The organism is Hwangdonia seohaensis (assembly GCF_031932625.1).
Taxonomy (GTDB): Bacteria; Bacteroidota; Bacteroidia; order Flavobacteriales; family Flavobacteriaceae; genus Hwangdonia; species Hwangdonia seohaensis.
In genome coordinates this window covers 267,482-282,529 of sequence record NZ_JAVSCK010000002.1, presented here as the reverse complement: position 1 = coordinate 282,529, position 15,048 = coordinate 267,482, and the positions used below count along the sequence as shown (strand labels likewise).

The window sequence follows — 15,048 nt, the reverse complement described above, 5'->3', positions numbered from 1 at the left end:
CGAAAGCCCGACCCTTGTGGTAACGCCCAAATAATTTATATTTCTATTATTGTTTCTTTAATTGGTTTTCTTACTTTTTTAAAACCGGAAAACATATCGTCTTTTGCCCTGTAACCTACGGGGAGCAGCAATACGGATTTTAGTCCTTTTTCTTTTAATTTTAGAATGCTGTCGTACTTTTTTGAGATGAATCCTTCCATGGGGCAGGAATCTATATTTTCGATGGCGCAGATGGTCATTAGGTTGCCCAAGGCGATGTAGGCTTGGTTTGTGGACCATTGTTGTTGCTCGTTAATTGTCATGCTGCCCATAATTTCGGCAAGTCCTTTTCTGTAGGGTTCCAGTATGCTGTCTGGGGTGTTGCGTATGGCTTTTATGTTTTTGTAATAGTCGTTTACATCGAATTTTTGAATGTTGTCTTGAATGCAAATGACCAATAAATGCGAGGCTTCCAATACTTGTTTTTGGTTGTACGAATGCTCTACCAAGGATGCGCGTATGACTTTATCTTCAACAATGACGAGGCTTATGGTTTGCAGGCCATAGGATGTTGCCGTTAAATTAAAGGCTTGTTTTAATATGTCGAGTTTGTTTTTGGATAGTTTTTTATCGGCATCGAACTTTTTGGTTGCATACCGCCATTGTAACTGTTTTATAGTATCCATATTTTTTGCAATGCTTTGGTTACAAAAATAAGGTTTGAAAATTTCTTTTTAGCATGAAGTTGGATAAAATAAAAATTTCTTGAAACGAAGTATCTTGGAGACAAAGACATAGAGGTTTTGCGCACGTTTCATTTTAACCTTAGGGCAAAAAAGCGAAATTTGTTATTTAGATTCCCGATTTCTCGGGAATGACAATTTCGACGGAAACCACAAGGCAAGCCTCGAGGATTTCTTTTCGATTAAACTTATGGGATGCGAGGCAAAATTTATTTTAAAAAAGTGGATATTTTATTTGAAAGAAATAAAAAAGGGTTCTATATTTGCACCCGCATTCAGCGGATAGCTGATGAGGCACTCAAGGAGAAATGGCAGAGTGGTCGAATGCGGCAGTCTTGAAAACTGTTGAGGGTCACACCTCCGGGGGTTCGAATCCCTCTTTCTCCGCTGATTGATTTTCAAAAATCACCAAAACCCTTTAAAACGTATGTTTTAAAGGGTTTTTTCTTTTTAGCACATACCAAAATATTCATTAAATCGTGTAACAAAGGTGGTAAAATCGGTTACCTCAACTTTTACAATTTTTAGGGTAACCGATTTTTAAGCTTTCCCAAGTATTTACAAGTGTTACAGCTAGTTCAAATAGTAAACATCTTGTGTCGTATTGGGCTAAAAATTAAGTTTAATATTAATTAAAAAGGTTACCAAAAATGAAAACAAAAGTATCTATCCTCTTTTATGCAAAAAGAGCAAAAGTCAATGCGAATGGCTTATTCCCAATCTACACGCGCATTACAGTTAACGGTAAACGAGTTGAAATGAGTACCGGAAGATTTGTAGAACCCGCCAAATGGTCTGCATCTGCCGGCAAAATGAAAGGCCAATCAGAAGAAGCTCGTTCAGTAAACAGACAGCTTGATATGCTAAAGATCAAGATTATTGATATGCAAATGGAGTTTATTCATCAGAATATCCCAATTACAGCAAAAGCATTTAAAAGTAAACTACTCGGACTTGATGAAAAGCAACGTATGCTCATTCCCATATTCAAAGATCATAATAAAAAGATTGAAGAACTGGTTGGTAAAGAATATGCACCAGGAACATTAGAACGCTACAAAACATCATTAAAACATACTATCGATTTTTTAGAATGGAAATATAAAGTATCAGACATTGATATCTTAAAAATTAATCATGCTTTCGTTACAGAATATGAATTCTATTTAAGAAGCGTAAGAAACTGCAGCAATAATACAGCTGTAAAGTACATCAAGAATTTCGGCAAAATCATCAAGATATGTTTAGCGAATAATTGGATAGATAAAAACCCATTTAGCAATTACAAAGCAAAAGTTAGAGAAGTCGAACGCGTGTACTTATCAGAAGATGAAATTCAAAAAATACTAAATAAGGAATTTGCAACAGAACGTCTATCTCTGGTAAGAGATATATTCTTATTTAGCTGCTTTACTGGATTAGCATATATCGATGTTAAAAACCTAACTAAATCTCACATCAGTTTGGGTATTGATGGTGAGAAATGGATATTTACACATCGTCAAAAAACAGAATCAGCTTCAAAAATTCCAATCCTACCAGTAACACAATTAATCATTGATAAATATTTGGATCATCCACAATGTTTAAACGAAGATCGATTACTTCCCATATTGAGCAACCAAAAAATGAACGCCTATTTAAAAGAAATTGCAGGAATATGCGAAATAAATAAGGAGCTTACATTCCATATTGCGCGTCATACATTTGCGACTACAGTCACACTTTCAAATGGTGTACCTATCGAAAGCGTTAGTAAAATGCTTGGCCATAAAAATTTAAGAACCACACAACATTATGCAAAAGTTTTAGATAGAAAAGTAAGCGACGATATGCGACTATTAAAGGAAAAACTAGGCAATACACACACCATTTCAAAAGCCAAACAAATTGGTTGATTTTGATAATGTTGAAAACTTTTTAAGTGTTCATTTCAATAATTTTAACATAAAATGGTTTATTTTGATAGCACTCAAAATAAACCATTTTTTAATCTATGAATACCTTTTGCATACCATTCTTTCAAGAATTGGAGCGTGACTTTGAATTACTCAAAAGCACGTATAGCAACATCATAGAGCATAGTCAAAAAATGATTTTCTTTTTAGAAAAAAAGCTTAAGCAAATCAATAAATGGGTAAAAACATTTTGCTTTGATAATGAAAAAGATGAAATCTATTTCTTTAAAGAATTAAAGCCATCATTAGTTTCTAAAATTTTATACTACAAATACATTTTAAAGATAGAATCTACCCTGCCTCCAGGCAAAAAAGGAAAACGTAAACATTATATCAAAGCCTTAAATAAAGCAACGCTATCTGGAAAGGAAAACCGTGACTTCTATGAATACTATAGATCGAGAGCAACCTACAACGACACCAATTATTTTATAAGACGACCTTATAAAGATATCATTCGCGATCACTCCATGCTATTATTTTTTGACTCTAAAATATCAACATCACACGATTATCAAGTAGCAAACCTAATTAGTGCTGACATGTTGATTAATTACTTGGAACGCAAAATTGATGAAATCGACAATAAAAGTGGCACCAATAACTATGGCCAACAAATTAATTATTCCTGGTCTGGTACCAAAATAGATTTGGTAGAACTTATCTATGCTTTAAAACATGCGAAGCTAATCAACAATGGTAATACCGATGTTAAAGAATTGGCGACTCATATTGGCAAAATCTTTAATATGGAATTAGAAGATAGCATTTACAGAATATACCAAGATATCAAGATCAGAAAAACGGTACGTACCAAATTCTTAAATAGTTTAGCAGACAACCTCAACCAAAAATTACTTGAAGAAGACTCCTAAAGCACACAAGGTCATCCCTACTATGGTTTCCATTATTAAGGCCATAATTTAAACAGTTTTCAATTTCTCATCTAAATAAACCTATAAGAACTCACTAAACAAATAATTAAAAATCAACATCTTAAACGATTTTCAATCAAAATAACACCCACCTTGGATTCACCTTGTTAATGAAAAATTACGAAATAAGGTTGCTTTGTACCATAACAATACAAAACACTTTATTATGAATTTACATCCAAAGACATTGTTCCCAGAAACAGAAAATTTAGAACTCTTAAATCACCAACTGGTTACTAAAAGAGATCTATTAAATGTAGTGAATGCGCTACTTACAGAATTAAAGACTATCAAAAAAGAAGACAAACCAGCGCAATGGTTAAAATCTTCAGAAGTTAGAAAACTATTGCGCATCTCTCCAGGAACACTTCAAAACCTTCGCATTAACGGAACACTCAATTTCAAGCGTATTGGTGGCATCATTTACTATAAGTATGAAGACATCCAAAACATGCTAGAAAATTAATCATCAAAAAACTAATATCTGTATTCATGAACTACATCAAACACTTAACCGGCTTTTTTGATAAAGTCATTAACGATCACACCTTAAACCCAACACACATCAGTTTATACATCGCACTGTTTCAATTCTGGAACTGTAACCGCTTCAGAAATCCCATTAGCATTTCACGCGATGAAGTCATGCGCATCAGCAAAATTAGCTCCAAAGCAACCTACCATAAATGCTTAAAAAATTTACACGCATTAGGCTATATAAAATACGAACCATCATACAATCCTTATAAAGGAAGCTTGGTACATCTCTTTAATTTTTCTGAAAACTTAAAACCAAAACCAAAAAACAGTAAGGTTATAAAACAAGTAACAGACAAGTCTTATACTAGTACTGGTACAAGTCCTGAACAAGCAGAGGTATCTTATATAAACAGTATAAACAATACAAATAAGTTAAACAATTCAAACGTGAGCAAGCAATCTCCAGATTCTAAAAATGAAGCTTTAGATTTAAAAAAAGAAGATAATACAAAACAAAAAAAGTTGCGCAAAAAGAATAAAAGTATGGACATGCCAACAGAACAAGAACTTTTAAAATACTTCCAGGAACAAAATTTTCCAGAATTAGAAGCCAAAAAGTTTTTTAATTACTTCTCCAGTAATGGCTGGCTAGTAGGTGGCAAAACACCTATGGCCAATTGGAAAGCAGCGGCACAAAATTGGATGATTAATAGCGCTAATTTTAATGCACAACACCACAACAACACCGACACAACACCGACAATTCGCCCAAATAACCTCAACACAGCAACCAATAAAAACTATGCAGAACCTCTTTAACGTCATTGCGTACGGAGTGAAGCAAATGGAAAGCATTCACGAATACCAAAATGTTTTAATAAGAAGGAATGAGTAATCCCATCATTAGAACTTACAATCAAAATGAATTACAACTACCAAAAAGCAACCAAATGGCTAGAATCTAAAGGACAAGAACTCTTTGGTTCCCATTTCAAAATTTATGATGAAGACAAAACCATCATTCATAAACTTATTGCATATAATACAAACGACGAAAAACTAGCGAATCAATTCGGTATCAATTTAGAAAAAGGAATGCTCCTTTCTGGACCAATAGGCTGTGGTAAAACAACCTTAATGACACTGATGAAGCATTTGGCAACACCTCAAAGGAAATACTATGTAAAATCCTGTAGAGAAGTAAGTTTCGAATTCATTAAAGAGGGTTATGACGTCATAAGCAGGTACAGCAAACCAAGTTTGCATCAATCCAAAGTAGGTATTATCTGCTTTGACGATCTAGGTACAGAAAACAATTTAAAATACTTCGGCAACGAATGTAATGTGATGGGCGAAATTCTTTTAAGTCGCTACGATATATTTATTAATAAAAAAGTCAAGACACATCTCACCACCAACTTATCAGCTTCAGAGCTAGAGCAATTTTATGGCAATCGTGTAAGAAGCAGATTAAGAGAATCGTTTAATTTAATAGCCTTTAGTAATAATTCAAGAGACAAACGAAGGTAATTGTTTAGTTGTTTTCAAACATAGTTGATGTCGGTGTTCATTATTCTTTGATGTTCATTGTCAATGAACACGTTAAAACAGTGAACAAGTGATTCCATACATAACTACACCCTTAAAGGTATAAACACAATATAATTATAAAATTTACACCCTTTAAGGTATAATTATAAAATAATTCACTATATTGTACCCATAAAGGTATAATATAATGGAATGGGATAGAGAAAACACCATAGCCCAATTTGTAAGGGATAGACGTAAAAAAGCAGATCTAACACAAGTAGAGTTATCAGACTTCACAGGTGTAGGCTTGCGTTTTGTACGCGAACTCGAACAGGGAAAACCAAATGTAATGACCGATAAAGTAAATCAGGTTTTGTTATTTTTTGGCCACACACTAACACCAACACCTATAAGCGATGAGACAAGGAGAAATCTGGGTAAATAAAACGTTAGCAGGTATATTAACCGAAGACGACAATGGCTATCATTTTAAGTATGACAAAGCATACCTAGAAAATGAAAGCACATTAGCAGTGAGTTTAACCTTACCATTACAGGAAGAACCGTTTAGTGCCGCATACCTATTCCCGTTCTTCGATGGTTTAATTCCAGAAGGTTGGTTATTAGACATCGCACATAAAAATTGGAAAATAAATCCAAGAGATCGCATGGGCTTATTATTAACCACCTGTAGAGATTGTATTGGCAATATTAGCATTATAGAGAAAGTATGAACTATTGTTTAGCATGTCATAAAAAACTAGAAGATGGTGAAACAAATTACCATCAAAACTGCCTAATTGCATTTTGGCAAGAAGACACGCCTGTACTGCAATTAGAGTATAAGATGTCTCAAATAGAAGCCTTGGCAAAAGAAAACATTGCACAACGCATCATTGTTACAGGCGTACAACCAAAATTATCATTAGGGTTTACTCAAGAAAATGCTCAAAACAGGTTAACCATTGTAGGCGCATTAAATGGCAGGTACATTTTAAAACCACCATTTCATATGTATCCACAGATGCCTGAAATTGAAGCATTATCCATGTTATTAGCGAAAGCTTGCGGCATAGCAACAGTACCCTTTTTATTAATCCCTTTAAAAGATGGTGCTTTAGCTTATTTAACCAAGCGTATAGATCGTACTGCTACAAATGAAAAGTACCCTATGGAAGATGCCTGCCAATTCACAGAGCGACTCACAGAGCATAAATACCGTGGATCTTACGAGCAAATTACAAAAGGCATTATAACTTATGCTCAAAACCCATTACTGGATGCCGTAAAATTTTATGAGCAAGTTATTGTTTCTTTCCTTATTGGAAATAACGATATGCATTTAAAAAACTTTTCACTCATTGCAAAAGACAGTAAACACTATGCATTGGCACCAGCCTATGATATGGTAGCTGTTAAATTATTAATTCCAGAGGATCAAGAAGAGTTGGCGCTAAACCTCAACGGTAAAAAACGCAAACTAAAACGTCTAGATTTTAACGAAGCCATGGCCAAAGCACAAATCCCTGCAAAAGCTATTGAGAACCTCTGGAATCGTATAGAAAAAGGCATGCAGCAATGGCAAGAATTAATCGCCTGTAGCTTTTTAAGTGATGGAAATAAAAGTACTTTAATAGCACTGATAGAAAATAGAGCGAAACAATTAGATTTATCTCTTTAAAATTATTTGAATTAAATGAACACAAAAACTATTTCAGTAGGTCAACGCATCACAACTAGAGGTGAAGATTTTTTAATTACAAATATTGTCAATAATTCTGATGGTAGTCAATTATTGGATGTTGAAGGCATAAGTGAATTGGTTAAAGGAAAACGTTTCGCTTTCGATACCAAAATAGATAGCGAAATAAAACCCGTTGACCCAAACGATACACGGTTTATTGCCGATACCGAAAGTGGGTATCGTAAAACCAAGCTATATATAGAAACCCATATCCGTAATTCTACGATTTATTCCGATAAAATTGCTATTGCTACCAAAGCAGCATTTAATGTTTCAGAGTACCAATTAACACCAACATTAACAGCATTACAATTACCTAGACCTCGACTATTAATTGCCGATGGTGTAGGATTGGGTAAAACTATAGAAGTGGGAATCTTTATCTCTGAAATGATAAAAAGAGGAAAAGGGAAGCGTATTATGGTTTTAGCTTTAAAATCTATTTTAGGCCAGTTTCAACAGGAATTATGGAATCGTTTTGCTATTCCATTAGTGCGATTGGATAGTGAGGGTATTGCCAAAATAAAAACACAATTACCGGCAAACAAAAACCCATTTGATTACTACGACAAGACCATTGTATCTATTGATACGCTTAAGAACAATGCGAAATTCAGGCACTATATAGAAAAATCACAATGGGACATTATTGTAATAGACGAATGTCATACGGTAGCCAACAACCAGAGTCAACGTGGAGATTTGGCACAATTTTTAGCAAAGCAATGTGAGTCGTTGATTCTTACATCAGCCACACCTCATAATGGAAAAAAGGAAAGCTTTGCCAACCTCATTAATATGATTGAGCCTACGGCTATCCCCAAAAGTGGCAATTATACCAATGAAGATGTTAAACCCTATTATGTAAGACGTTTTAAAAACGATATTACAGAAGACGCTGTTCGTGCCAATTTTCAAGACCGTGAAATTGTTCGTTTAGAAACCGATTTGTCTTCGGAAGAACTCGCTTTTTTACGTTACCAACAAACCTTAAAAATTCAAGGGATTCAAGCGCTTAAGAATAAGAAATCAAAAGACGATTTATTATTCTCTATTATGATATTTAAAGCATTTATGTCGTCGCCTTATGCGGCTTTGATGTCTATCAATAATAGAATTGAAAAGGTAAAATCTATTGGTGGTAGTTCTTCCAATTTTGAAGATAGTCTTGAAGTGTTGGAAGAATTAAGAATGTACTTGGAAGACATTTTAAAGGCAAAACAAGATAGTAAATATAAGAAGTTTAAAGCGACGCTTATGGAGTTAGGTTGGTCTGGTAAAAAGAAAGACGACCGCTATGTGGTTTTTGCTGAACGTATTGCAACGTTGGACTATCTTAAAGAAAACCTGATTAGAGATTTTGGACTTAAAGAAGAAGCAATACAATCTTTTAGTGGTTCTGATTCTGATGTGGAACAACAACGAAAAATTGAAGATTTCGGAAAAGCAGATAGCAAGGTTAGAGTTTTGCTGTGTTCCGATGCTGGCTCACAAGGAGTAAACTTGCATTACTACTGTAACCGAATGTTTAATTACGATATTCCGTGGTCATTAATTACACTAGAGCAACGTAATGGGCGTATCGATCGTTATGGGCAAAAGAAAACCCCATACATCTATTACCTAGTTGGAAAAACAGATGATGAAGCCTTAAGAACCGATTTACATATTATTGATAACCTTACTAGAAAGGAAGAAGAAAAGCATAAAACGTTAGGTGATATCGGTTCCATTATGCAACTCTACAATGCCAATGAGGAAGAAAAGAAAGTGGTTGAAGCTATAGAGAAACAAGATGAGGATTTTTTAGAAGAACTAGAAAATTTCGATTATGGAGCAGCTTTTATAAGTGAAGACGATACGACGGCAGCAACCATAACGGATAATCCCTACGAAAAACAACTAACTATTTACAATAACGACTTTAGCTATTACACAACATTATTCACACAGTTAAGTGGTGACCAACTCATACAGTCTGGTGATTTTACTTTTCATAAAGAGGATGAATATTTAGAGCTTACGCATACCAAAGAGCTAAATAAAATTTTATATGATTTACCACCAGAATCAAAGCCGAAAGTCAATGAGCTGTTTAAACTGACTACCGATAAAGATTTAGTGCAACAAGCTATTGAAAATGCTCGTAAAAAAACAGACGAATGGGCAGAGTTTCAAATGTTATACGATTTGCATCCTGCTATTAAATACTATATGACCAAGCTAGAAGCAAGTGTGCCTAAAAACGAAGCGTTGGCTGCAAAATTAAGTGGTAAGCTTCCTAGAAATTCCGCGTGGTACATCTTACAAGGTCAAATTTCAAACAATTTAGGCCAGCCCGTTATTTCAGACTTTTTTGTGGTGGGAGTTTCAGAAGATAAAGTAATCAATTGTTTGCCTATAGTTGAATTTCTAGAAACCTATCATCTAAAGGAAGAATTATTTGATGAGCACATCACTTCTCAAGAACTAGAGACCTTACACCAAATGTTGCCTGTAGCAATTGAATATGCACAACAGAAACATATGCAACAGTTACAAGGAGAACTGTCAAAACAGATGTTCAACGAAATGGTAAAACAGGAAGAAAAGATTATAAAATGGCAAAAAGCTTCTATAAAACAGCTAGAGGTAAAATTTGAAAATACGGCCGATACCAATTTTATGAAAAATAAAAAGGAAAAAGAGTTGGACGAAATTAATTCTATTGTGGCCGATTCCAGTCAGTACATTAAAAATGTCATGGCACTAGACCAAGAAGCATATATTAAAGTAATGGCTGTATTTTTTAACGCATAGGTATGATTAAGTTTATAGACAACATAGGCGATTTTTTCGCTACCAATTATTTCGATGAAGACTTCGTTAAAAAAGTACACACCAAATCTGGCTTTAGCAACGAAGACCAAAAGGCATTACAAAAACGCATTAGTCCGCTTAAGGATAAGTATTTTAAGTATAAGCAAACCATTATTGAAGGGCGTTTACGCACCAAAGATAAAATTTACGAAACCCACCAATTTCATACGCTGCTTTTAAATGCTTTAGGTTACGATGGCAGCAACCATCAATATAACGACCCCTTTCATTTTAGTGAAACCGAAGTACTTCCTGTACGCCATAAATTGTATCGTGGTGATAAGTTACATATGATGGTGATGGAAATGCAACCGCTTATTAAAGAAGGAGATGAAGAACCCGATGGCTTATTCGAACAGCGGTATAATATTGATGACGAAGAACTACAGTCTAAAGAGCAACGTTATCACAGAGCACAATGGAGCCGCATTTTTAAGGTGCAAGAAGACCTTAAAATATCGCCTGTCATAATTAATAAAGCGATTTCACAATTGTGCTTGTTAGATCAAAAGGAACGCCCGCAATATATTTTACTAATAGCTGGTAATGTGGTGTTTTTAATCGATGTTGAAAAATGGTTTAGAGGCTCATACCTATATTTTGATTTGGAAGAATTCTTTTCTGAAGCGACCGTAACACGCACCTATTTTTCCTTATTCTATCTGTTGTTATCTAAAGAAATGCTGGCCCCAGATAGCGATATGGTGTTAATGGACCAACTGGAAGAAGACAGCCATAAAAGTGCTTACGAGGTTACCAAAGATTTAAAAGAAGGAATCATCCACGCTGTGGAAGCGCTGGCAAATGAAGCCTTGTATTACCGCAAAACGGTACTGTCGGAAGAGTTTGATGAAACCGACGATAATTTTGAAGCCCAAGTGAAGGACGACTGTTTAAGCATAGTGTATCGCTTGTTATTCGTGTTTTATGCCGAATCTCGAGCCGATTTAGATATCCTGCCCATTTCAGATAGCGTCTATCAAAAAGGCTATTCTTTGGAAATGCTACGCGATTTAGAACAAACCCAGCTCATTACAGACCATAGTTTAAATGGGTATTTCTTTCACGATTCCTTACAGCAACTTTTTCAATTAATGGGAAGTGGCTATCGTGAAAACGAAAACGGCAGTAACAAAAGTTTTAGAATCCGTCATATCGATTCGCCTTTATTTGATGATGATAAGCTCAACCAACTCAAAGGGGTCAAGTACCGCAACTTTGTATGGCAAGATGTTATTTGTCAATTATCCCTATCGCGAAAGCAAAAAGGAAAAGCACGTGGGCGTATTTCCTATGCCAATTTGGGCATCAACCAATTGGGTTCGGTGTACGAGAGTTTATTAGCCTTCCGTGGGTTTTATGCCGAACAAGATTATATAGAAGTACATCCCAAGGGAAAACCTAAAGAGGGTACCTTACTCGTACCGCGTAAACGACGTGACGATTTTAAGGATGATGAAGTGTTGAAAGATAAAAACAACAAAGAGGTCATTATTCCTAAAGGGCAATTTGTATATCGCTTAAGTGGTCGCGACCGCCAAAAATCGGCGTCGTATTATACACCAGAGGTGTTAACACAATGTACGGTAAAATACACGCTGAAATCTATTTTAGAAAAAGTAGAAACTGGCGAAATGAAAGCGCTAGAACTTTTAGAACTCAAATTGTTGGAACCTGCAATGGGTGCTGCAGCTTTTCATAACGAACTGATTAACCAATTGGCAGAAGCTTATTTAAGCTATCGCCAAAAAGAGCTTAACCAAAAAATAGCACCCGAAAAATTTCGTGAGGAATTACAAAAGGTAAAAGCCTACATTGCTACCAATAACACCTATGGGGTCGATTTAAACCCTACGGCTATCGAGTTGGGTAAACTCTCTTTATGGCTTAACGTGATTCATAAAGATATGGAAACCCCATTTTTTGGCTACCGTTTGGGTGTGGGGAATGCGGTTGTGGGCGCTTGGTTAAAAGTGTATAACAAAAAAGATATTATAGTAGAATTCCCAAAAACAGGAACCACCAGACAACGCAATTCGCCTATTAAAAAAGAATGGTGGGACACAGCACCAAAGCATTTACATTTTAAACCTAATGATGCCATACAACGCAAGGACAACGAGATTTATCATTTCCTGCTGCCCGATAAAAACATGGTGCCTTCAGCTGGTATTAAGCTGTTAAAAGACGAGTTCGATACAGAAGCCACACACATTCGCGATTGGAAAAAAGACTTCTGCCAACCCATAAACGGCGACGAGTTTATACGCTTGCAAAAACTCTCTAAAGCCATAGACTTCTTGCTGGAAGAACACTATCACTTCCAAGCACGTATTAATGCCCAAACCAAAACCAAAGGTGAATTTTTTGGGGCTTATGAAGCCGAGGAACAACATAAATTAGGTCTACGCAGTTATGATGAAAAAGAACAACTAGCAGCACAACGTAACAACAGCAATGCGCCCTATTACAAATTAAAACTCATTATGGATTATTGGTGTGCCTTATGGTTTTGGGATATGCGGGATGCCAAAGAGTTACCAACACGCCAACAATGGTACGATGATATTGAAAAAATCATCAATATAGATTTAAACCTGCTGGAAGATGATGACCTAGAAGTTGAAGAAGACCTTTTGCCAAAACCAAGTTTACGACAAGGAAGCTTGTTTGAAGAGCCAAACAAACAATACACCCTAAAAAGTTACCGTAAAGACAAAACAGCAACCCTTAAAAAATTAGGCGAAGCCCTACAAAGCAATCCTGACTCGTTGTTTAAAAATGAGCGTAGCAAGATTGTGAACCAATTAGCGGCAAACAACCACTTTTTTCATTACCAATTAGAATTTATAGAGGTATTTAAAGAACGAGGTGGCTTTGATGTTGCTGTGGGTAACCCGCCTTGGTTAAAATTACTTTTTGAAGAAAAAGGCTTGATGAGTGAAGTGTTCCCAGAGTTGGATATACGTAAAACTACCGCACCACAAGTGCGTAAATTGCAACAAAGCTTTTTAGAAGTTGCTACACAAAAAGAGGCTTATTTTACGGAGTATATAGAAACTGAAGCCTCTGCGGTATTTATGAATGCCTACCAAAATTACCCATTGCTTAAAGGCCAACAAACCAACTTGTACAAATGTATTTTAGAAAATGGCTTTCATTGGATATCTAAAAAAGGCTTTTTGGGCTTAATACACCCAGAAGGTGTTTATGACGACCCTAAAGGTCAACCTTTGCGTAAGGAAATATATCAACGATTGAGATATCATTTTGAATTTAAGAACGGGCTACTTCTTTTTCAAGAGGTTCACGATCAAATGATTTATGGAGTTCATATTTATAGAGGAGAAAAATTAGAGATTAATTTTAATTCTATTTCAAATCTATTTCATCCTTCAACAGTAGATGGTTGTTTTATTACTAATAGTGCTGGTGAAGTAAAGGGAATAAAAATAAAAGATGAAAATAAAAATGCTTTTGTTTGGAATATAAAACCCCATAGTTCTCGATTGGTAAACTTCACAGAAAAAGAACTTAAAATTATTGCCCAAACTTTTGAAGGTACAGACGATTGGCAAAGTGCCAAATTAGTGAGCGTACACGCCAAAGAAATTATGAGCGTTTTAGAAAAATTAGGGCAATTTCCAACCACGGTAAAAGATTTTGAAAATAAAATAACGGTTTGTTGGGACGAAACCAACGATTTAAATGCTGGATTTATTGAACGGAAAACTAAATTTCCAGAGGTTAATCAATTTGAGATGATTTATAGTGGCCCACATTTTTATGTGTCTAACCCACTTTATAAAACACCACGCGAGGTTTGTACCTTAAACTCTCATTATGATATTTTATCTCACGAGGTTCTAAAAGAAGAAGATGTTGCCCGTACCAATTACTTACCGCAAAATGTGGCGCCAGGGTATGAATCAATAATTAAAGGTTTTCAAACAGGTAAAGATGAAGAAGGGAATCCTGTTTATGATAATTGGATAGATTATTACAAAATAGGCTTCCGTAAAATGTTAAGTCAAGCAGGAGAACGCACGTTAACAGGAGCTATTTTGCATCCAAAAACGACTCACGTTAATGGAGTAATTAGTGTCACATTTAAAAATGAAATAGAATTAATAGAGTTTTCTGGGTTAAGTGCCTCTTTAGTTTTCGATTTTTTTGTGAAAACCATTGGTGCTTCAAACTTAACTGATAGTCGCATTTCTGCTTTAATTTTAGGTGTTAAACCAAACTATTTACGTCAATTATTCAACAGGACCCTTCAACTCAATTGTTTAAACAAATATTACGCCCCATTATGGGAACGCAATTTTCAAGAAGATTTTAAACAAGATACTTGGAGTAAACCAGATAAACGCTTAAAACCATTTAACACCTTAACCAAAGAGTGGCAATGGGCAACGCCCTTGCGCAATTGGTACGAGCGCAGACAAGCTTTGGTAGAGATAGATGTTATTACTGCTATGGCTTTAGGGTTAACGTTAGATGAGTTAATCCTTATTTACAACGTACAGTTCCCCGTACTACAACAAAACGAAGATGACACTTGGTATGATACCACAGGTAATATTGTATTTACCTGCTCTAAAGGTTTAACAGGAGTTGGTGTAGATCGTCCTGTTTGGAATGATATTAAAGACTTAAAAGCAGGAGAAACCTATGAGCATACCATAGAAAAAAGTGAGTTATACAAAGGTAAAGTAGTAACCTACCACGCACCATTTGATAAATGCGACCGTGTAGAAGATTATAAGGTGGCTTGGGCTCATTTTGAGGCTATTTTTAATAAGTACGACAATTAA

At 35.3% G+C, this 15,048-nt stretch carries 11 protein-coding genes and 1 tRNA gene; 11 read left to right on the top strand and 1 reads right to left on the bottom strand.

The window, feature by feature from the left end; genetic code table 11:
- Positions 1-35 precede the first annotated feature (35 nt).
- Complete coding sequence (locus RNZ47_RS06525; RefSeq protein ID WP_311937978.1) at positions 36-665, bottom strand: NAD(P)H-dependent oxidoreductase; 630 nt, start codon at positions 663-665, stop codon at positions 36-38.
- Positions 666-1,024: 359 nt separating this feature from the next.
- Here RNZ47_RS06525 and RNZ47_RS06520 point away from each other — a divergent pair.
- From RNZ47_RS06520 to RNZ47_RS06470, 11 genes are all read left to right on the top strand, one after another.
- A tRNA-Ser gene (locus RNZ47_RS06520) sits at positions 1,025-1,109 on the top strand.
- 263 nt (positions 1,110-1,372) lie between these two features.
- Positions 1,373-2,620, top strand: a complete 1,248-nt coding sequence (locus RNZ47_RS06515) for a site-specific integrase (protein WP_311937976.1) — start codon at positions 1,373-1,375, stop codon at positions 2,618-2,620.
- 98 nt (positions 2,621-2,718) lie between these two features.
- A complete protein-coding gene (locus RNZ47_RS06510; RefSeq protein ID WP_311937974.1) occupies positions 2,719-3,555 on the top strand; it encodes an RteC domain-containing protein in 837 nt (278 codons plus the stop codon).
- Between the two features lie 226 nt (positions 3,556-3,781).
- Positions 3,782-4,081: a helix-turn-helix domain-containing protein gene (locus RNZ47_RS06505; RefSeq protein ID WP_311937972.1), complete on the top strand. Its 300-nt coding sequence runs from the start codon at positions 3,782-3,784 to the stop codon at positions 4,079-4,081.
- 26 nt (positions 4,082-4,107) lie between these two features.
- Complete coding sequence (locus RNZ47_RS06500; protein WP_311937970.1) at positions 4,108-4,914, top strand: transcriptional regulator; 807 nt, start codon at positions 4,108-4,110, stop codon at positions 4,912-4,914.
- Positions 4,915-5,016: 102 nt separating this feature from the next.
- Entirely contained in the window at positions 5,017-5,625 is a 609-nt protein-coding gene (locus RNZ47_RS06495) for an AAA family ATPase (protein WP_311937969.1), read from the top strand.
- 208 nt (positions 5,626-5,833) lie between these two features.
- Positions 5,834-6,073 (top strand): helix-turn-helix transcriptional regulator, encoded by a 240-nt coding sequence (locus RNZ47_RS06490; protein ID WP_311937967.1) that lies wholly within the window; start codon positions 5,834-5,836, stop codon positions 6,071-6,073.
- Positions 6,045-6,362, top strand: a complete 318-nt coding sequence (locus RNZ47_RS06485) for a HipA N-terminal domain-containing protein (RefSeq protein WP_311937965.1) — start codon at positions 6,045-6,047, stop codon at positions 6,360-6,362. The genes RNZ47_RS06490 and RNZ47_RS06485 overlap by 29 nt, the downstream gene beginning before the upstream one ends.
- Positions 6,359-7,309: a HipA domain-containing protein gene (locus tag RNZ47_RS06480; protein WP_311937963.1), complete on the top strand. Its 951-nt coding sequence runs from the start codon at positions 6,359-6,361 to the stop codon at positions 7,307-7,309. The genes RNZ47_RS06485 and RNZ47_RS06480 overlap by 4 nt, the downstream gene beginning before the upstream one ends.
- A 15-nt stretch (positions 7,310-7,324) precedes the next feature.
- The gene (locus RNZ47_RS06475) at positions 7,325-10,171 is read left to right on the top strand and encodes a helicase-related protein (RefSeq protein ID WP_311937961.1); all 2,847 of its coding nucleotides are present in this window, start codon (positions 7,325-7,327) and stop codon (positions 10,169-10,171) included.
- 2 nt (positions 10,172-10,173) lie between these two features.
- Positions 10,174-15,048 carry an Eco57I restriction-modification methylase domain-containing protein gene (locus tag RNZ47_RS06470; protein WP_311937959.1) on the top strand — a complete coding sequence of 1,625 codons (4,875 nt, stop codon included), beginning with the start codon at positions 10,174-10,176 and terminating at the stop codon, positions 15,046-15,048.

What these genes read in the sequence shown, in the direction of transcription:
- RNZ47_RS06525 (WP_311937978.1), bottom strand. Translation starts at nt 665, where the DNA reads ATGGATACTATAAAACAGTTACAATGGCGGTATGCAACCAAAAAGTTC.
- RNZ47_RS06515 (WP_311937976.1), top strand. Translation starts at nt 1,373, where the DNA reads ATGAAAACAAAAGTATCTATCCTCTTTTATGCAAAAAGAGCAAAAGTC.
- RNZ47_RS06510 (WP_311937974.1), top strand. Translation starts at nt 2,719, where the DNA reads ATGAATACCTTTTGCATACCATTCTTTCAAGAATTGGAGCGTGACTTT.
- RNZ47_RS06505 (WP_311937972.1), top strand. Translation starts at nt 3,782, where the DNA reads ATGAATTTACATCCAAAGACATTGTTCCCAGAAACAGAAAATTTAGAA.
- RNZ47_RS06500 (WP_311937970.1), top strand. Translation starts at nt 4,108, where the DNA reads ATGAACTACATCAAACACTTAACCGGCTTTTTTGATAAAGTCATTAAC.
- RNZ47_RS06495 (WP_311937969.1), top strand. Translation starts at nt 5,017, where the DNA reads ATGAATTACAACTACCAAAAAGCAACCAAATGGCTAGAATCTAAAGGA.
- RNZ47_RS06490 (WP_311937967.1), top strand. Translation starts at nt 5,834, where the DNA reads ATGGAATGGGATAGAGAAAACACCATAGCCCAATTTGTAAGGGATAGA.
- RNZ47_RS06485 (WP_311937965.1), top strand. Translation starts at nt 6,045, where the DNA reads ATGAGACAAGGAGAAATCTGGGTAAATAAAACGTTAGCAGGTATATTA.
- RNZ47_RS06480 (WP_311937963.1), top strand. Translation starts at nt 6,359, where the DNA reads ATGAACTATTGTTTAGCATGTCATAAAAAACTAGAAGATGGTGAAACA.
- RNZ47_RS06475 (WP_311937961.1), top strand. Translation starts at nt 7,325, where the DNA reads ATGAACACAAAAACTATTTCAGTAGGTCAACGCATCACAACTAGAGGT.
- RNZ47_RS06470 (WP_311937959.1), top strand. Translation starts at nt 10,174, where the DNA reads ATGATTAAGTTTATAGACAACATAGGCGATTTTTTCGCTACCAATTAT.